This window comes from Parasphingorhabdus pacifica, assembly GCF_054779195.1.
Genome location: NZ_BAAGYS010000007.1, coordinates 18762 through 35510 on the forward strand (window position 1 = coordinate 18762; position 16749 = coordinate 35510).

18 protein-coding genes and 2 tRNA genes are annotated in these 16749 nt (G+C 67.2%); 6 read left to right on the forward strand and 14 right to left on the reverse strand.

The genetic code is table 11. The features are described from left to right. Positions 1-18: 18 nt before the first annotated feature. On the reverse strand, positions 19-438 hold the full coding sequence (locus ACYVAN_RS09470; RefSeq protein WP_460957842.1) for a hypothetical protein: 420 nt from the start codon (positions 436-438) through the stop codon (positions 19-21). A 195-nt stretch (positions 439-633) separates the two neighbouring features. Beyond that, positions 634-1257, reverse strand: a complete 624-nt coding sequence (locus ACYVAN_RS09475) for a LysE family translocator (RefSeq protein WP_460957844.1) — start codon at positions 1255-1257, stop codon at positions 634-636. A gap of 109 nt (positions 1258-1366) precedes the next feature. Between ACYVAN_RS09475 and ACYVAN_RS09480 the strand changes: the two genes are divergently transcribed. From ACYVAN_RS09480 to ACYVAN_RS09490, 3 genes are read left to right on the forward strand one after another with little or no spacing between them, the layout of a single operon-like run. Beyond that, positions 1367-1855, forward strand: a complete 489-nt coding sequence (locus ACYVAN_RS09480) for an Lrp/AsnC family transcriptional regulator (RefSeq protein WP_460957846.1) — start codon at positions 1367-1369, stop codon at positions 1853-1855. Between the two features lie 56 nt (positions 1856-1911). Then, positions 1912-2493, forward strand: coding sequence for a hypothetical protein (locus tag ACYVAN_RS09485; RefSeq protein ID WP_460957848.1), 582 nt, complete (start codon positions 1912-1914; stop codon positions 2491-2493). Next, positions 2478-2948: a copper resistance CopC family protein gene (locus tag ACYVAN_RS09490; protein WP_460957850.1), complete on the forward strand. Its 471-nt coding sequence runs from the start codon at positions 2478-2480 to the stop codon at positions 2946-2948. The genes ACYVAN_RS09485 and ACYVAN_RS09490 overlap by 16 nt, the downstream gene beginning before the upstream one ends. Positions 2949-3027: 79 nt before the next feature. On the opposite strand, the gene ACYVAN_RS09495 is transcribed toward ACYVAN_RS09490, so the two are convergent. The 3 genes from ACYVAN_RS09495 to ACYVAN_RS09505 all read right to left on the reverse strand — a co-directional run bounded on the left by ACYVAN_RS09495 (position 3028) and on the right by ACYVAN_RS09505 (position 5892). After that, positions 3028-3858, reverse strand: a complete 831-nt coding sequence (locus tag ACYVAN_RS09495; protein ID WP_460957852.1) for a TIGR03620 family F420-dependent LLM class oxidoreductase — start codon at positions 3856-3858, stop codon at positions 3028-3030. A 138-nt stretch (positions 3859-3996) separates the two neighbouring features. After that, on the reverse strand, positions 3997-5025 hold the full coding sequence (locus ACYVAN_RS09500) for an LCP family protein (RefSeq protein WP_460957854.1): 1029 nt from the start codon (positions 5023-5025) through the stop codon (positions 3997-3999). Positions 5026-5433: 408 nt separating this feature from the next. Then, complete coding sequence (locus ACYVAN_RS09505; RefSeq protein WP_460957856.1) at positions 5434-5892, reverse strand: nuclear transport factor 2 family protein; 459 nt, start codon at positions 5890-5892, stop codon at positions 5434-5436. Between the two features lie 89 nt (positions 5893-5981). On the opposite strand from ACYVAN_RS09505, the gene ACYVAN_RS09510 reads away from it, so the two are divergent. Further along, positions 5982-6554, forward strand: coding sequence for a TetR/AcrR family transcriptional regulator (locus ACYVAN_RS09510; protein WP_460957858.1), 573 nt, complete (start codon positions 5982-5984; stop codon positions 6552-6554). 7 nt (positions 6555-6561) lie between these two features. Here ACYVAN_RS09510 and ACYVAN_RS09515 read toward each other — a convergent pair whose 3' ends face one another. From ACYVAN_RS09515 to ACYVAN_RS09540, 6 genes are all read right to left on the reverse strand, one after another. Continuing rightward, positions 6562-7800, reverse strand: a complete 1239-nt coding sequence (locus ACYVAN_RS09515; protein WP_460957860.1) for a PAS domain S-box protein — start codon at positions 7798-7800, stop codon at positions 6562-6564. A gap of 204 nt (positions 7801-8004) precedes the next feature. Beyond that, the gene (locus ACYVAN_RS09520) at positions 8005-8394 is read right to left on the reverse strand and encodes a VOC family protein (protein ID WP_460957862.1); all 390 of its coding nucleotides are present in this window, start codon (positions 8392-8394) and stop codon (positions 8005-8007) included. Between the two features lie 329 nt (positions 8395-8723). Beyond that, a tRNA-Arg gene (locus tag ACYVAN_RS09525) sits at positions 8724-8796 on the reverse strand. A gap of 40 nt (positions 8797-8836) precedes the next feature. Next, positions 8837-8926, reverse strand: a tRNA-Ser gene (locus ACYVAN_RS09530). Positions 8927-9046: 120 nt separating this feature from the next. After that, positions 9047-11041: an acetoacetate--CoA ligase gene (locus ACYVAN_RS09535; RefSeq protein WP_460957864.1), complete on the reverse strand. Its 1995-nt coding sequence runs from the start codon at positions 11039-11041 to the stop codon at positions 9047-9049. A 252-nt stretch (positions 11042-11293) separates the two neighbouring features. Next, entirely contained in the window at positions 11294-11989 is a 696-nt protein-coding gene (locus ACYVAN_RS09540) for a dienelactone hydrolase family protein (protein ID WP_460957867.1), read from the reverse strand. 365 nt (positions 11990-12354) lie between these two features. On the opposite strand from ACYVAN_RS09540, the gene hisC reads away from it, so the two are divergent. Next, complete coding sequence (gene hisC, locus ACYVAN_RS09545; RefSeq protein WP_460957869.1) at positions 12355-13407, forward strand: histidinol-phosphate transaminase; 1053 nt, start codon at positions 12355-12357, stop codon at positions 13405-13407. Positions 13408-13455: 48 nt separating this feature from the next. Here hisC and ACYVAN_RS09550 read toward each other — a convergent pair whose 3' ends face one another. From ACYVAN_RS09550 to ACYVAN_RS09560, 3 genes are all read right to left on the reverse strand, one after another. Beyond that, complete coding sequence (locus tag ACYVAN_RS09550; protein WP_460957871.1) at positions 13456-14196, reverse strand: hypothetical protein; 741 nt, start codon at positions 14194-14196, stop codon at positions 13456-13458. 102 nt (positions 14197-14298) lie between these two features. Then, the gene (locus ACYVAN_RS09555; RefSeq protein ID WP_460957873.1) at positions 14299-14847 is read right to left on the reverse strand and encodes a hypothetical protein; all 549 of its coding nucleotides are present in this window, start codon (positions 14845-14847) and stop codon (positions 14299-14301) included. 74 nt (positions 14848-14921) lie between these two features. After that, positions 14922-15767, reverse strand: coding sequence for a L,D-transpeptidase (locus ACYVAN_RS09560; RefSeq protein WP_460957875.1), 846 nt, complete (start codon positions 15765-15767; stop codon positions 14922-14924). 535 nt (positions 15768-16302) lie between these two features. On the opposite strand from ACYVAN_RS09560, the gene ACYVAN_RS09565 reads away from it, so the two are divergent. Beyond that, positions 16303-16719 (forward strand): CBS domain-containing protein, encoded by a 417-nt coding sequence (locus tag ACYVAN_RS09565; RefSeq protein WP_460957877.1) that lies wholly within the window; start codon positions 16303-16305, stop codon positions 16717-16719. Positions 16720-16749: the final 30 nt, after the last annotated feature.

Genomic DNA, 16749 nt, shown 5'->3' on the forward strand with positions numbered 1-16749 from the left:
CACCGGGTCCACGCCCGGTCAGAAGGCGAAATCGGCTTCCCCGCCGGTGCTGCCGCCTGCGTCGAGGCTGTTGTCGCTGTCGAGCTCGGCACCAGGGGTGGTGGCGTCGAACTCGGAGTCGACGGAGGAGTCGCCCTCGGCGGCGTAGTCGGCTTCGCCGTGCGGACGGACCTCGATCGGGTTGCCCACGCCACCGACCGGGGAGTCCGAGTCGAGGGAGTTGGTTCCGGAGAATCCGCTCTCCGCGTCGGCGGCGAGCTGAGCATCGGCCGTCGCGTCGCCTTCGAGTTCGGCCGGACCGTCGACGCCACCGTCGATACTTCCTTCGGCGGTGTTCACCTCCGCATCCGTACGAGCGACGTGTTCCGCGTCGAAGTCGCCCTCGGCGCCGAAGTCGGCCTGGCCGGTGCTGTCGGTCTCAAGACCGGACGAGATCATTTTCGTGTTCTCCCAGCGTGCTCGATCGTCCTGGCGGGACGCGGTCGCAGACCCACCACAGGTCTGGATAGTACGAAATGTCCAACGTAAACCAACCGGTGGCGATCTTTCGTTGCGCCATTTAGATCACACCGAAACACGCGAGCGGAATTATATGAATTCTGCTCATTTCCTGATCGCCGGAAAAAGTGCCGCTCACACGGCGCCGAGCACCGCCACCAGCCCGAAAGCGCCCAGCGCGGAACCGGCCCCGAGATCGATGGCCGAGCGCACCCCACCTCGCTGCAGCAGCGGACGCACGTACGCGATCACCGCGACGTAGACCGACCACCACGCGGCCGCGCACAGCACCACCAACGCACCCAACAGGAGGGTCTGGGCAAAGACCGGCGGGCCCTGAACCATGAACTGCGGCATGAACGCGAGGTAGAAGATCAGCGCCTTCGGGTTGAGCACGTTGTTGAGGAAGCCCTGCACCACCGGAGAACGAGTGCTGTGCGGAACGGGCGATTCCGGCCGAGGATTCCGCCACCGCCGCCACACCGAGATCACCAGCACGGTTCCGAGCACCGCGAGGTAACCGCCACCCACGAACCGCAGCACCGTCATCATCGCCGGACTGGCGGCCAGCAGCGCGGCCAGTCCGGCCGCGGCCAGCAGCGTCAGGAACCCCAGTCCAGCGCAGACGCCCGCCACCGTGCGGTAGGCCGTCCGCCGATCACCGGTGACCGCGTTCCGCGTGACCAGAACGAAGTCCGGCCCGGGAACGATCAACATCAGCAACGTCGTCGCGACGAAGGCGGGCAGGTTGTCGTCCATGCAGCTCCCCCAAGCAATCCGTGTATCGGGCGCGGCCGTCATGCCGTCGCGCTGCAGTGGTCCCACACGAATCGGAAACCGGGAAGCGACTCCGTATGCTGTTCGCCCGATGGCACAATCAGCGCAACTGGATCCGGTGGACCTCCGGATTCTCGGCACCCTGCAGAACAACGCCCGACTGCCCAACAAAGAACTCGCCGCCGCGGTCGGAATCGCACCGTCCACGTGCCTGGACCGGGTGAACCGTCTCCGCGAGACGGGGGTCATCACGGGCTACGGACTCCGGATCGATCCCGAAAAGCTCGGCCGCCCGCTGCAGGCATTGCTCTACGTCCGAGTGCAACCCCACCGCAGGCCGCTCGTCGACCCATTCGTCGACCACGTGCTCAGCCAGCCCGAGACCCGCGAGCTCTACCACCTGACCGGGCCCGACGACTTCCTGATCCACGTCGCGGCCGAGAACGCCAACGCCCTCCAGCGGCTCGTGCTCGACGAACTCACCGCCCGCGACGAAGTCGCACTCGTGCACACCAACCTCATCTTCCAGCGCTGGGAAGGCGGGCCGCTCCTGCCGCCCGACGAGCAAAAACGCCGTTGACCGCATGCCCCGATCCCAGCTCAGTGGGCCCGAAGGGCGAGTCCTATGCTCCCCCCATGCGTAGGACAGCTATCCGTTCATCCGCCGCAGGGCTCACCTTGCTCACCTCGGCGCTGCTCAGCGCCTGCGGAGGCGGGAGCACCGACGGCGACGCCCCAGCACCGACACCCGAAGCACCAGCCTCCGAAGGACCGTCCGAAATGGACGGCATGAACATGGGCGATCCCGCGGCCACGCCCGCCGATCAGATCGCCGGGGCACAGCTGCGCACCGGGGACTTCGCACTGCTCGACACCCGCCCACCGGGAACCGACGACGCCGCGGGACAAGCCTGGCTGGCCACGCACGAAGGCGGAACGACCACGACGCTCCGGGTCACCGGGCTCAAGCCGAGCGAGAAGTACCTCGCCCACCTGCACGCCCAACCGTGCGCGCAGGATTCGGGTGGCCCGCACTTCAAGTTCGACCCGCAGGGCTCCGACAAACCGCCCAACGAGGTGCACCTCGCCTTCACCACCGACGGGTCCGGGCAGGGGCACATGACCGCGAACAACGCTCGGCCCGCCGACGCCGCCAAGTCGATCGTGATTCACCCGGCGGAGGCGATGGACAACCGGATCGCATGCGCGGACTTCTGATCAGCGCCGTCCTCACTGCCGTCCTCATCGTGACCGGCGCGGGGACCGCGCTCGCGCACAGCGGACTGGACACCGGCACGCCCGGCCCCGGAGACGAAGTGACGGCCGGGGTCGACAGCGTAGAGCTGGTGTTCGGCTCGCTCTCGCCTTCGGTCCTGCCCAGCGTCGAGGTGACCGGCCCGCAGGGCGAGGACCACGTGACCGGCGAGGTCACCGTGGTGGACAACCGGGTCACCGCACCGGTCGAACCGCTCGAAGCCGGCGTCTACAAGGTCGACTACACCATCGGTTCCGCCGACGGGCACCGCGCCACGAGCGCCTACTACTTCGAAGTGCTGCCGGACCCGGACGCGGAAGCCGCGAAGCGCACCACGACGTTCGTCGCGATCGGCGTCGGCGGCGGGGTGGTCGGATTGGTCGCGGCATTCCTGCTGCGCCGCCGACTCCGGAAATAGCGCGCACAGCCCTGTCGCCGGACTGTCCCCGGGGCACGGCGACGACCGCGCCACGCCAGTGGCCGGACTGCCTGCGTGCTCAGTCGATGAGCCGCTCGGCGAGGGCCTCCCACGCGGGTGACGGGTCGGGGTCGGCTTCGGTGGGCAGGACGCTGAGCACCACCTGATCGGATCCCGCGTCCACCAGTTCCGCGACGCGTCCCGCGACGGCGTCCGCATCGCCCCAGGCGACCAGCCCGTCGACGAGCCGATCGCTGAGGGCATCGACGTCCTCATCGGTGAATCCCATCCGACGGAAACTCGACTGGTAACCGCCGATCCCGGACAAGAAGCGCAGCGGGCCGCGGGCGGTTTCGCGCGCCGTGCCGGAGTCCGTTTCGGGGACGACGAACAGTCCGGTGATCAGCTTCGTCTCCTCACCCAGAACGGTTCGCGCCCGTGCGGCGTACTCCGGCGTGATCAGTTGCGTGATGGCGCCGCCGCTGCGTTCGCGGGCCAGTTCGAGCTTGCGCGGGCCGAGCGCGGCCAGCCCGCGCGATGAGGCCGGTACCGGCGGGGCGGCGGCGTCCAATTCGTCGAGGTACGCGTTCATCGTCCACAGCGGCCGCGGACCGTGCCCGCCGCCGACACCGACGATGAAGCGACCTGGGTGGGTCTCCTCGATGTCGGCGTAGGTGGCGGCGACCGAACTCGCGGCGAACGCCTCCGCGGGGATGATGGCGCTGCCGACGCCGATCGACCGCGTCGCCCGGATGATCCCGGTCAACGGGTCCAAGGTCTGCAACTGTCCACCATGGACCCAAATCGTCGAGTACCCGAGCTTCTCCAGCGCGACGGCGTCGTCCGCGAAGTTCGCGCGCGAACGCACTTCCGCCGTGACCCCGACCCGACCGTTCCCCGTGCGCACCATGTTCTCCTCCTGCTCAGCGATGTTCACACCAAGCTAGAACTTCGACCAAGGTGGAGGTCAATGCACGCGACCGGGATCGCGGTGGGCGCGAGATCCCAGCACCCACCGCGGCCCGGTTCCGCGACGAATCGGCGACGCTCAGCCGCCCATGGATTCGGCAGTGGTGATGACGTCCGGCGGGACGGGGGTGTCGTTGGCCAGCGCCCCGAAGAGCTGCTCGGCACCATCGTCGTCCCATTCCACGACCGAAGCGCCACCGTCGGTCGTGTCGAATCCACCGAACGGGACGGTGGTCGTGACGCCCTGGCCGGAGGCGATGCCGTTCATCGCCAGGCCCAGCGAACCCAGGTGCCAGACGTGGTCACCCGAGTCGACCCGGAACGACTGGCTGGTGTCCAGGATCAGCGGAACCGACCGGAACGGGTTGAGCAGCACCTCCGGGCTGGTTGCCTTCTCGGTCAGTGCGGCGAGGAATTCCCGCTGGCGCTGGACGCGATCGAGGTCGCCGTTGGCGGACGCGCGGGTGCGCACGTAACCCAGCGCCTGCGGTCCGCCGAGGGTCTGGCAACCCGGCTGCAAGTCGAGATTCGCCTTGGGGTCCTGCATCCGTTCCGGCACGCACAGGTCCACACCGCCGATCGCGTCGGTGACTCCCGCGAACCCGCCGAGACCGACCTCGGCGTAGTGGTCGATGCGCACTCCGGTGTTGCTTTCGACGGTCTGAGTCAGCAGCTGCGACCCGCCGTAGGCGAACGCGGAGTTGAGCTTGTCCTCCCCCTGACCAGGGATGTCCACCAGCAGGTCTCGCGGCAGGCTCACCATGGTGGGTTTTCCGCCGCTTTCCGGGATGTGCACGAGCATCACGGTGTCCGTGCGCCGTCCGGCGGCGTCCCCGGTGCCCAACTCGGCCTGGCGCTCGGCGTCCAGACCTTCGCGGCTGTCCGACCCGACCAGCAGCCAGTTCGTGCCCGGCCCGTCCTGCGGGCGGTCCCCCCCGGTGGGCAACGCCTGTTCGCGCTTGAGCGAGTAGTCCACGTAGAGCAGGAATCCGGCCAGGGCCAGCAGCAACACCACGAGAACCGTCAGGATCTTGCGGCCGGGCCGCTTGCGGCGGCGGACGGGCGGCGGAGGCTCCGGGTAATTGCGTCGTTGCGGTGCGTAAGTCATGCCTGCTTTCCGATTCCACTGCTGTACTGCGCCGACAATTCCATTTCCCCGACCGTGCGACGCGCAAGCATGACAGAAGCACGCGAGCAAAAATAGGAGCGAATCCACGCCGACGAAGACAATGCGAACACGAGAACATTACCGAACGGTAAATATTTCTTCGAAAGGCTCGTCAGTGCATGGTCACGCGTCGACGAATTCGCTGGACATTATACTTCCGCAAGTCATATTCATGTTCGGCTGTCACTGACACATCTCACACCCGACCATTTGTCCGCTTCTACGAGAAAGGACTTTTCGTCCTGTTCTGCAAGAGTGGCTCTACGGGCCACTCCTGGAATCAGCAGTCGTGATCAACACCGGCGACGCCGACAGCGCACTCACCACCACGCCCGCCCACCTGAGGATTCACCGGAGCGGAATCGGCCGCCCACGTTCCGCACTCGGCCGGGCACCAAGAATGCGGCGGTCGGATTCGCTGATCCGGACGTCGTTGATGCTGGCTTCACGACGGGACATCAGTCCGTCCTCGGCGAATTCCCACAGTTCGTTTCCGTAGCTGCGCCACCACTGCCCGTCGAAGTCATGACATTCGTACTGGAAGCGCACCGCGATCCGGTTGCCCTGGAAAGCCCACAGGTCCTTGCGCAACGCGTAGTCGAGTTCCCGCTCCCACTTCTGCCGCAGGAACGCGATGATCTCCGCGCTCCCGGTGATGAATCGATCGCGATTCCGCCACTCGGAGTTCGCCGTGTACGCGGCGGCGACCCGTTCCGGATCGCGCGTGTTCCAGGCGTCTTCGGCGGCCTGCACCTTCTGCGGCGCGGTCTCCTCGGTGAACGGGGGGAATGGCGGTCGTGCTGCCACGGCACTACTCCTCTCGACGGAAGAGAACGCACGTTCTCTTGCTGGCTGCTAGCATAGAGAATGATCGTTCTCTTCGCTAGTGGGGTGCTGTGGACCAGACCGAAGCCATGACCCGGCTGCTCGACGCGGCCGAACGGTTGTTCTACGAACGAGGCATCCGAAGCGTGAGCATGGACGAGATCCGCGCCGCTTCCGGCGTTTCGCTCAAGCGCCTCTACCAGTGCTTCAGCTCCAAGGAAGAACTCGTCCTCGCCGCACTGCGACGTCGTGACGAACGGTGGCGCGCCTCGCTGGCCGATTCGGTCGCCCAGCACACTCCCGGCACGGTCGAACGGGTGCTCGCCGTCTTCGACTGGCTCGGTGCGTGGTTCCGCGAACCTGGCTTCCGCGGATGCGCGTTCGCCAACTCCGTAGGTGAACTCGGCGCGAGCTCGCCCGCCGTCACCGAGATCGCCCAGCAGCACAAGCAAGCGCTCAACAAGCACCTCGCGCAGCTCGTCCACGAGAGTGCGGTGCACGATCCGGACGAAACGACCGAACAGCTCCAACTCCTCGTCGAGGGCGCCATCACCACGGCAGCGATCACCGGTGATGCCGAGGCGGCCCGACACGCGCGGCAAGCGGCGGCTCGTCTACTCGGCACGACGACCGGAACGCGCTGACGAGTGGTCACAGCCGCTTGTTGATCTCTTTGCGCCGGTACATGTCGTGGTCGGCGTCGCGCAGCAACGCGTCCGCGGACTGCTGCGGGTTCCGAGTGGCGGCCAGCCCGACGCTGGCACTCATGCCCAGCGATTGGCCGGTGACGCGGATCTCGATGCTCAGGAGCGTCGAGATCCGCTCGCGCAATGCCTCGGCGGCGGCAAAGTCGGCCACCTGGGTGAGCACGACGAACTCGTCCCCACCGATGCGGGCGACGGTGTCCCCGGCGCGCACGGCGTTGAGCAACTCGTCCGCAACGGTGGCCAGCAGACGATCACCCGCGGCGTGCCCGTAGGTGTCGTTGACCGGCTTCAGATCGTCCAGGTCGATCAGCAGGACCGCCAGCATGCCCTGCTGGCCGAGCAGTTCCGCGAAGGCCCGTTCGAGTCGGTCGGTAAGCAAGGCGCGGTTGGCCAGTCCGGTCAGTGGGTCGTGCAGCGCCAGGTGCGCCAGATGGCTGTCGCGCATGTGCCCCTCGCCGATGGCTTCGTACTGGCTGACGAGGTAAGCCGGTCGCTCGTTCGGGCCCGGGATCACGCTGCTGCGGATGAGCATCCAGAAGGGGTGACCGTCCTTGTGCCGGTAGCGCTTCTCGATGCTCGTCACCTCCCGCCGACCGCTCAGCAGCTCGGCCAGCGCGTCCATCCCCTCCTCACGGTCGGTGGGGTAGGTCAGTTCGAGGAAGTGCCGCCCCAGCAGCTCCTTCCGGTGGTAGCCGACCAGTTCGCAGAGCTGGTCGTTGACCTCCGTCCAGTGTCCGTTCAGGTCCAACAGGGCCATACCGATCGGAGCGTGAGCCACCGTCCGCTGCCAGAGCAGCTCGGTTTCCCGGCGCGCGGTGACGTCCTGGATCTGGGACAGGAAGAACAGCGGGTGGTCCTGGCGGTGCTGGATGAGCGAACTGGTCACGACGGCCCAGATGATGCTGCCGTCGGCGCACAGAAAGCGCTTCTCCACCTCGAAGCTGTTCTCCGAGCTGGCCAGCAAGTCCTCAATCGACTCGCGATCCACGACGGGGGAATCCGGATGGGTGACGTCGTTCGGGGCGCATCGCAGCAAGTATTCGGCGTCGTAGCCGAGCAGGCGGCACAGCGCCGGATTGACGTAGACGAAGTAACCCTGCCGGTCGAAGATGGCTATCGGCCCCGCGGCCTGGTGCAGCAGCGCTTGCCACGGCACCTCGTCTGCCAACGTCGGTCTACCCATCGATAACTACCCACAGCCGGAGTGTTCGCGTTCGTTGCAGTCAACGTAGCGCATATTGACGTCCCCGCAGCCGGACGTTCTTCACGGCGTTGACGTCAGCGTGCTCGCGGTGTCCGCACCGGGATGCACCGGTCGGTGCTTAACCGGGGTCGGCGATGAACCCGAGTCGGCGATGAACCGGGCCACGAACAGCAAGAAACCGGCCTAGCCGGTGTGGTGGGCGATCTGGATCAGGTTGCCGCAAGTATCGTCGAGTACGGCTGTGGTCACGGGCCCCATATCGGTGGGCTCCTGGGTGAAGCGCACCCCCAGTCCGCGCAGCCGCTCGAATTCCGCCGGGACGTCGTCGACGGCGAAGGAAGTGAAGGGAATGCCGTCGGCGACCAGCGCCTCCTTGAACGGTTTGGCCGCAGGGTGCGCGTCGGGTTCGAGGACGAGCTCGGTTCCGTCCGGAATGTCCGGTGACACCACCGTGATCCACCGGTGCTCACCCATCGGAACGTCGTGCTTCTGATCGAAGCCGAGGATGTCGGTGTAGAACCGCAGCGCTTTGTCCTGGTCGTCAACGAGCACGCTGGTCAGGTTGATTCTCATGGAGCTCCCTCGCTGGTACCGGCGCCGCTGCCCAGGCGGTCATCAGCGCGCTTTCGGCCTTCTCGAGCCACCGTTCGACGATCGGTTCGAGCGGTGTCGTGTTGCTGCAGTCGAACTTGTACCAGCCTCTCCGCTGGTTCGCGGCCAACAGCTACCCGGAGCGGGCTCAGGCGTCGCGGCGAGATTCGGGTGGTCAGCCAGGATGCCTTGGAAAGTTGGCCGGTGCAGGTCGGGGCTTGGGCGGCGGTCGGAATCGACTCGAACAGACCCCGGACAGTAAGAAACCCCCTGCGACTAAGTAGGGGGTTTCGAACTGTCTCGACCAGACGTGCGCCCGTAGGGATTCGAACCCCAAACCTTCTGATCCGTAGTCAGATGCTCTATCCGTTGAGCTACGGGCGCTTGTTCAGTTGTGTGATCCTGTTCGTAAACAGTATCACCGCGGAGGCTCCGGGATTTGAACCCGGGAGGGGGAGTAACCCCCAACCGCATTAGCAGTGCGGCGCCATAGACCAGACTAGGCGAAGCCTCCCGGCAGTCCTCGTTCTCTCGGCCGCCGGAGAAAAGACTACATGCCCCTCACAGGCGCCCGCGAAGGGGGGGTCCCCCCGGTCGGGGAGCGCCCGCGCCGGACGCGCCCCGACCGAATGCCTCAGCTCGAATCCCGCTCGCTGAACTGCACGAACGGCGCGAGCGAGTCCGGATTCCGCAACGCGTCCCTGCTGACCGCCCGCTCCGGCGCGGCCCCGGCGAGGATCTTCTTCACCGGCACCTCCAACTTCTTGCCGTTGAGGGTCTGCGGGACCTCGTCGACCACGATGAACCGGTTCGGCACGTGTCGAGGTGACAACTGCGTGCGCAGCTCCCGCGCCAACCCCGGTCGCACGTCCTCCAGACGCACGCCGTCGGCCAGCACCAGGAAACACAGCAGCTCGCCGTCGGTCTCACCCACACCCGAGGTGTCGATCACCAGCGAGTCGACGACCTCGTCGAAGCCCTCCACCACACGGTAGAACTCGGCCGTACCCATGCGGATGCCGCCCCGGTTGAGGGTCGAATCGCTGCGACCGTAGATCACCAGCGTTCCCCGGTCGGTGAGCTTGGCCCAGTCGCCGTGCCGCCACACACCCGGGTACGAGTCGAAGTAGGCGTCCCGCAGGCGGGAACCATCGGGGTCGTCCCAGAAGAACACCGGCATCGTCGGCATCGGCTTGGTGAGCACCAGCTCGCCCACTTCGTCGCGCAACTCGCGGCCCTGCTCGTCGAACGTGGCCACGGCAGCCCCCAGCAGGGGGCACGACAGCTCACCGAGCCACACCGGCACGTCCGGAGACGCCCCCACGAACGCCGTGCACAGGTCGGTGCCGCCGGACATGCTCGCGGTCTGCACCTCCGCACCGACCGCGTCGTTCACCCACCGGAAGCCGTCCGTGCTCAGCGGAGCGCCCGTCGAACCGACCGTGCGCAGTGCCGAGAGGTCGAACTGCTCCCCCGGCCGCAGACCGCGCTTGAGGCAACCCTGGATGTAGGGCGCCGAGGTTCCGAAGAAGCTCACCCGGTGGCGTTCGGCGAGTCCCCACAACGCCGCGAGCGACGGATGGGCCGGACCACCGTCGAACAGGACGATCGTCGCTCCCGGCAGCAGGCCGCCGACCAGGAAGTTCCACATCATCCAGCCGGTCGTGGTGTACCAGAAGAACCGGTCCCCCGGGCCGAGATCACAGTGCAGCCCGAGCGCCTTGAGGTGCTCCAGGGTCATCCCGCCGTGCCCGTGCACGATCCCCTTCGGCAACCCCGTCGTGCCGGACGAGTACAGCACCCACAGCGGGTGATCGAACGGAACAGGGTCGAAGGCGAGCTCCGCGGCGCCGTGCCTGTCGAGCAGTTCTCCCCAATCGACGGTTCCGTCGAGCCGAGCGCCGTTGCCGAGGTAGTCGATCAGCACCGTCCCGGACAGGCCCGGCAACTGCCCGCGAAGCTCGTCGACCGTGTCCCGCACGTCGAAGCTGCGCCCGCCGTAGACGTAGCCGTCGACCGCGATCAACACCGTGGGCTCGATCTGGACAAAACGGTCGGCGACCGCGCGCGGCCCGAAATCCGGGGAGCAGGACGACCAGACCGCGCCGAGACTCGCGGCGGCCAGGAACGCGATCAGCGTCTCCGGGCTGTTCGGCACCAGAGCCGCTACCCGGTCACCGCGCCCCACCCCGAGCTCAACAAGCCCGGCACGCGCGGACGCGACCTTCGCACGGAGGTCACCGAAGGTCAGTTGCTCGGACCGCCCGTCCTCCCGCTCGAAGATGACGGCGAGATCGGAATCCGCCTTGCCCGCTTGCTCGCGCACGGCCTGCTCGGCGTAGTTCACCGTCGCACCCGGGAACCACTCTGCCCCCGGCATGACCTCGTCGACCAGCACCGTTCGCGGGTGGTCGTGAAACTTGACGCCGAAGAACTCCGCGATCGCGGACCAGAAGCCCTCCAAGTCTGCGACGGACCAGCGATACAGGTCCCAGTAGTCGGTCAAGTCGAGATCGCGTTCCGCGCGCAACCATTCGCGGAACGCGGCCATCCGCGTTCCCGCCACCTGTTCCGGGGTGGGCTGCCACAGCAGTTCCGGTGCGGTTTCGGGATGGGTGCTTGATGTCATGGGTGCTTCCTAACCCACGCACGCCCATGCGTGCCATAGCTGCGGTCCACCTCATTGCCGGTCCTACGAGTCGGGTAACCACACCCGCCCACCGCGAGGTATCCGTCCACACCCGATGATGCACCTGTGGACAACTTTTCCACAGTCTGTGGACAACTTGCTGCCAGCCTCACGTGGCCGGTCAGGTTCGGGCCGGTCAGCGCGGGTGCCTCAGGGCAGACGCGTCGACGCAGGACCGCCAGGGCGGGGCCTTCAGCGCAGGTGCAGGTCGAACCAGCTGGTCGCACGCTGCCAGCCCTCGGCAGCCGCCGCGCTCTCGCGGTCGAACCGGTGTTCCGACTCGGCGAAGTGCACCACGTTGGTGGCCACTCCGGCCGCAGCGGCGGACTCGCGCAGCTTCTCGACCTCTTCGGCCGGGGTACCCGCACCGTAGAGACCCAGCCACGGGCACGTCAGCTCACCCGCGACGTCGACCAACGCGGGCAGCGCGTCGGAGAGCGGGTGTTGGATGCCGCCACCGCCGACGGTGACGGCGGCTCCGAGGCTGCGGCTGGCAGCGACCACGAGCGTCGCCGAACCGCCGAGGTCGAAACCGATCAACCCCTGCAGATCCGAGGAAACTCCCCGCTCGCTCAACCACACGAAGGCGGCGTCGGTGTCCGCCAGGATCGATTCGCCGGACAGTCGCTGCACATGATCGTGGACGTGCTCCTCACCGTGCCCGTCGGGTACCTCGTCGGTGCCGTCGCGGTGGTACAGGTGCGGAGCGACCGCCAGCCAGCCCTCCTCGGCGAGTTCGACGACGAGGTGACGCACCCTCTCCGTGACCCCACGGGATTCGTGCAACACGACGAGCCCGCCACGCACGACGTTGTCCGGTTCGGCGACCGTGAGCCGCAATTGGTTGCCGTCGGTGAGCGCGAGCGTCTCGGTTCGGGATTCGATCATACCCGGCAGGTAACCACGACGAGGCAAACAAAAGACAACGGCCTCATCCGTATGGACGAATACCGCTGCGATTTGTCACAGATCTCGCCAGCTCGCTGCGCCATTTGACGCGACCAGCGGAAAAAAACCGCAGAAATTCGCGAGAAAATTACCGAAAGCCGCAGCCGACCGCACCCGGCGACGACCCCGGAACAATTGCGCACCGAGCACGAGTTTTCGAATCGCTCACCGCCTACCCGGCGTCCCGCGCCCGATGTGATCGTGACCGTTGCCGGCAGGCCGGTCGGGCGCTGCAACACCGCACCGGCGAACAGCTACCTTGCACATGGGCCGAACCCGCGCCCACACCGCACTGAGGAGTCGAAATGAGCGTGCGCACCCGTACCGACCTCGACCAGCTGCCCGCCTACGTGGCCGGACGCACCATCGCGGGCTCGATCAAACTGGCCAGCAACGAGGTCTCCGCCGGACCGCTGCCGAGCGTGGTCGACACGATCACGGCCGCTGCGGCGGATGTGCACCGCTACCCGGACATGGGCGCGACCCGGCTGATCGAGGCGCTGTCCACACACTTGGGCGTGGCGACCGAGCGGCTCGCGGTGGGATGCGGATCGGTCGCGCTGTGCGAACAGCTCGTGCAGGCGACCTGCACCGCCGACGACGAGGTGCTGTTCCCGTGGCGCTCGTTCGAGGCGTACCCGATCATCACCCACGTGGTCGGGGCGAAGCAGGTCCGCGTGCCACTGACCGAGGCGAACGCCCTGGACCTCGACGCGATGGCCGCGGCCATCACTCCCGAAACCCGGCTGGTGTTCGTCTGCACGCCCAACAACCCGACGGGAACAGCGCTGCGGCGGGCGGAGCTGGAACGCTTCCTCGACGCGGTACCGGAGGACGTGCTCGTCGTGCTCGACGAGGCCTACCGCGAGTTCGTCACCGACCCCGACGTTCCCGACGGGGTCGAACTCGCCGACCGCTACGACAACGTGCTCTCGTTGCGGACCTTCTCCAAGGCCTACGGACTCGCGGGCTTGCGCGTCGGGTACGCGGTGGCCCCGCCCAAGGTCGCCGAGGCGCTGCGCAAGGTCTGCATCCCGTTCAGCGTCAACGCGCTGGCGCAGTCCGCCGCGGTCGCCTCGCTGAACGCGCGCGAGGAGCTGGCGACCCGTTGCGCGGCGATCGCCTCCGAACGCGGACGTGTCCGCGACGAACTCCGCGCCTTCGGGTACGACGTACCCGAAAGCCAGGGGAACTTCGTGTGGGTTCCGCTCGGCGAGCGAACCGCCGAGTTCAACCAGCACTGCCTCGACCAGCGCGTCGTCGTGCGCGCATTCGACGGCGACGGCGCCCGGGTCACCATCGGTGACGCGCAGGAGAACGATGCGTTCCTCGCGGCGGCCAAATCCTTCGAGCCGTGAGAAGCGCGGCCCGCGACCGGTTCGGGGTACCGGCGGCTCGAACCGGCGTCAGCGCTTCGAGCCGTCGTCTCCTACCGGTCGCAGCTCGTCGGGTTCGGGCTTGGCGAGATCTTCCGCACTGACCCGTCCCTGGCCGCGGCGGCGGAAGAACTGGAACCCGGGGATGCCGACGATCGCCCTGCGCACGTCGTGGGTGACTTCCAGCAGTTCGTGAATCTCCGGTCCGACCCGGTCCAGCGTCCCCAGGATCGGCAGGATGTCGGTGAGGACGTGCTCGGTGAGCACCGGCAATTCGTCGACGAGCCGGATCGCGGCATCGACTTCCTTCGGCGAGAGTTCTTCGACGAACCGCTCGGCCATCGGGGCGGCACGCTGGGCGATCGGCGCGTACGTCGCGAGCAGCCCATCCGCGGTCGCCGCGGTCTTCTGCGCCTGCTCCACGGTGCCGGAAGCTTCCCGGCAAACCCCGCTTGCATCGACGACCAGCTCGTGAGCAGCACCGGCGATGCGAACGGCCTCTTGCACGGTTCCGGCCGCCGATTCGGCGACCTCGCGGGTGCGGGAGATCAACCCTTCGGCCTCCGTCACCGAGCCAGCGGTGCGTTCGATCAGTTCGTCGGCACGGTCGACCACCGCGTTCACGCGCGTCAGCAGAGTCTCGACCTCGTCGACCAGCCCGATGACGCGGCCGGGTAATGCGGTGACGGCGACCGTGGAGTCGACGGCCCACCCGACCGTGGACTTGGCCAGTCCGAACACGTCACCGGGCGTGGGGATGCGCATCATCATGCCCACCACTGTGCCCGCACACGTTTGCCGCGACCAACATCCGCTCGCCAGTGCCGGGCGGTGCTCCGCGTCCGCGAAGCACCGCCCGGGCGTTCTCCCAGGTCAGCCGGTAACCGCGTGGTGGCCGGCAACCGCGACCGGTGTGGGCGCGGCGGGCAGTTCCTCCGGCTGGACGTCGCCGCCGGGGGCGGGAACGTGGTCGTGGCCGGGCTTTTCCGGCTTGCCGTGGTCGTGGCCGGGCTTCTCCGGCTTCTCGTGGTCGTGGCCGGGCTTCTCCGGCTTCTCGTGGTCGTGGCCGGGCTTCTCCGGCTTCTCGTGGTCGTGGCCGGGCTTCTCCGGCTTCTCGTGGTCGTGGCCGGGCTTCTCCGGCTTCTCCGGCTTCTCCGGCTTCGGCTTCTCCGGCTTGACCGACGGGTGGTCCACGATCGGCGCGTTGACGCACTCGTTGGACTGCGGCGACAGCAACGGCACCACTGCCCCGAGAACGGCGACGTTGTTTCCGCACGCCTGCACCGGCAACACGCTGACGTTGTTGTCGTTTCCGACGTTGACGCCATCATTGTCGGCGCTATCAGCGATCGCGGGTGTACCCGCCATCAGCAGCCCGGCGCTGGCAGCAACCACACCGGTGATGCATGCTCTTTTTCGCACTGTCGCACTTCCTTCTTTCGCGGGGATCGGTTTTCGCAATACGGTTTTCAGTTGGAATGGAACTGGCCTCGCCTTCACCGCACCCGGACGACCGTTCCCAACGGCAGCGAGGTCAACATCCGCAACGCCTCGTCCGGCACTCGCACGCATCCATCGCTGCTTTCCGTGCCGAAAACGTCCGCATTCGGCCACCCGTGAAGTGCGACCGTTCCCGGTCCACCTCCATAGGTGTCGAATGTGTCGGAATGAGCTCCGAGCGGAAGGATGATCGGACTGAAACGCGTCACCTTCTCCTCGATCGAGGCCATGATGAAGGTCCGGCCACGCGGCGTCGGTGCTCCGGGCTTTCCGATACCGACGGTCCATTCACCGATCACCTGATCGCCTTCGTGGACCTGCAGCCGATACGCATCCAGGTCGACGTCGACGAAGTAGGGGGACTTGGCCTTGTGGACGGGGGCCCCTTCCCCCGTCCGGAGCCATCCCGTGGCGCCGTTCGGTCGCGAGGGCAACAGCACCCGAGCCCACTGCCCTCGTTCCTCGATCATCGGCACCCAGGTGGGGTTGTCCAGCTGAACGGCGGGCAGGCGGGCGAAAGGCCGCCCACTCGGGGAGTCGTACAGCGGCACGTCCTGCTCGATGCGCAGCACGACGCCGTCCGTCGGCGCTTGCGGCGCCGGGTCGGACGGCGCGTCGTCGAACCGGCCGAACGTGGTGGCACCGTCCAGCGAGTCGAGTTCGGCCGGCGACACGACCGGTGCCTGCTGTTGGACGTGCGCGGGTGGTTGCGCGGCCTGTTCCGCGCAACCGGGCATCGCCGCGAGCGTCAGGCCGCAGAGCAGTGCAGCGGTCTTCGGAATGTTCCGCGACCGTTGCGGCTCAGCACCATGCCGATCACGTCGGATGCTGCGAACCCTCATGGGTATGTCCTCGGATCTTCGTCCGCCCTGCATTCCGTATTCCATCGCTGTCGCCGGAATCCCTACGACGCCACCGGACAGGGCAGAATCCGGCCGGGCGCCGCTGGCGGCGATCAAGTGCCGCGCGGACGTTAACGCAGAAATCAGACATAGCCCAGAACTGGAAACTGCGACCAGACTTCGCCGAGTGAAGCCCGAATTGGCCCGTGATCAGGCCTTACGTGATCTCGTTACATGCTTACCCAACACGAACGGGTTCATATTGCCACCCATTCGAGGAGTCTCCTCCGATACCGAACGGGCGACCACCGAGAAGGGTTCGCGCCCGCACCGACGTTATCGCCCACCGCGTCCACCCGCGCCCACCGCGCGGGTGAGGCACGCAACCACCGCGGCGCCTTCACCACCGCTCGGCACCGAGCGCGGACGTGCACGTGTGGCGAACGGCAGCACCGGGTAATGGCATGGCAAGGCCGAAGGACCTGCCGGGCGGACGCCCGGCAGGTGGCCGACCCGATCGGAAAGGTGGGCCGGGATGACCACAGCACGCGACATCATGGAACGCGGTGCGCAGTGCGTCCGCACCGACCAGACCGCGGCGGACGCGGCGCGAATGATGACGGACCTGGGCGTGGGTGCGCTCCCCATCTGCGGCAAGGACCAGAAGATCAAGGGCGTGATCACCGACCGCGACCTCGTGATCAAGGTGGTCGGCCAAGGGCGTGATGCGGGCACCTTCCCCGCCGGGGACCTCAACCAATCAGAGGCGATCACCGTCGGCGCCGACGATCCTGCCGAGGAAGTGCTGGCCACCATGACTCGCCACCAGGTCAGGCGGCTTCCCGTCATCGACCAGGACAAGCTCGTCGGGATGGTGTCCGTCGCCGATGTCGCCCGATCCCTGCCCCAGCCCGAAGTGGGCGGACTGGTCGAGGCGCTCTCCGCCGAGTGACGCGCACATCGAGACGGAGAGCAGGACCGA

Excerpts from the sequence above, each read along its gene's own strand:
- ACYVAN_RS09470 (WP_460957842.1), bottom strand. The coding sequence starts at position 438 with ATGATCTCGTCCGGTCTTGAGACCGACAGCACCGGCCAGGCCGACTTC.
- ACYVAN_RS09475 (WP_460957844.1), bottom strand. The coding sequence starts at position 1,257 with ATGGACGACAACCTGCCCGCCTTCGTCGCGACGACGTTGCTGATGTTG.
- ACYVAN_RS09480 (WP_460957846.1), top strand. The coding sequence starts at position 1,367 with ATGGCACAATCAGCGCAACTGGATCCGGTGGACCTCCGGATTCTCGGC.
- ACYVAN_RS09485 (WP_460957848.1), top strand. The coding sequence starts at position 1,912 with ATGCGTAGGACAGCTATCCGTTCATCCGCCGCAGGGCTCACCTTGCTC.
- ACYVAN_RS09490 (WP_460957850.1), top strand. The coding sequence starts at position 2,478 with ATGCGCGGACTTCTGATCAGCGCCGTCCTCACTGCCGTCCTCATCGTG.
- ACYVAN_RS09495 (WP_460957852.1), bottom strand. The coding sequence starts at position 3,858 with ATGGTGCGCACGGGGAACGGTCGGGTCGGGGTCACGGCGGAAGTGCGT.
- ACYVAN_RS09500 (WP_460957854.1), bottom strand. The coding sequence starts at position 5,025 with ATGACTTACGCACCGCAACGACGCAATTACCCGGAGCCTCCGCCGCCC.
- ACYVAN_RS09515 (WP_460957860.1), bottom strand. The coding sequence starts at position 7,800 with ATGGGTAGACCGACGTTGGCAGACGAGGTGCCGTGGCAAGCGCTGCTG.
- ACYVAN_RS09520 (WP_460957862.1), bottom strand. The coding sequence starts at position 8,394 with ATGAGAATCAACCTGACCAGCGTGCTCGTTGACGACCAGGACAAAGCG.
- ACYVAN_RS09535 (WP_460957864.1), bottom strand. The coding sequence starts at position 11,041 with ATGACATCAAGCACCCATCCCGAAACCGCACCGGAACTGCTGTGGCAG.
- ACYVAN_RS09540 (WP_460957867.1), bottom strand. The coding sequence starts at position 11,989 with ATGATCGAATCCCGAACCGAGACGCTCGCGCTCACCGACGGCAACCAA.
- hisC (WP_460957869.1), top strand. The coding sequence starts at position 12,355 with ATGAGCGTGCGCACCCGTACCGACCTCGACCAGCTGCCCGCCTACGTG.
- ACYVAN_RS09550 (WP_460957871.1), bottom strand. The coding sequence starts at position 14,196 with ATGATGATGCGCATCCCCACGCCCGGTGACGTGTTCGGACTGGCCAAG.
- ACYVAN_RS09560 (WP_460957875.1), bottom strand. The coding sequence starts at position 15,767 with ATGAGGGTTCGCAGCATCCGACGTGATCGGCATGGTGCTGAGCCGCAA.
- ACYVAN_RS09565 (WP_460957877.1), top strand. The coding sequence starts at position 16,303 with ATGACCACAGCACGCGACATCATGGAACGCGGTGCGCAGTGCGTCCGC.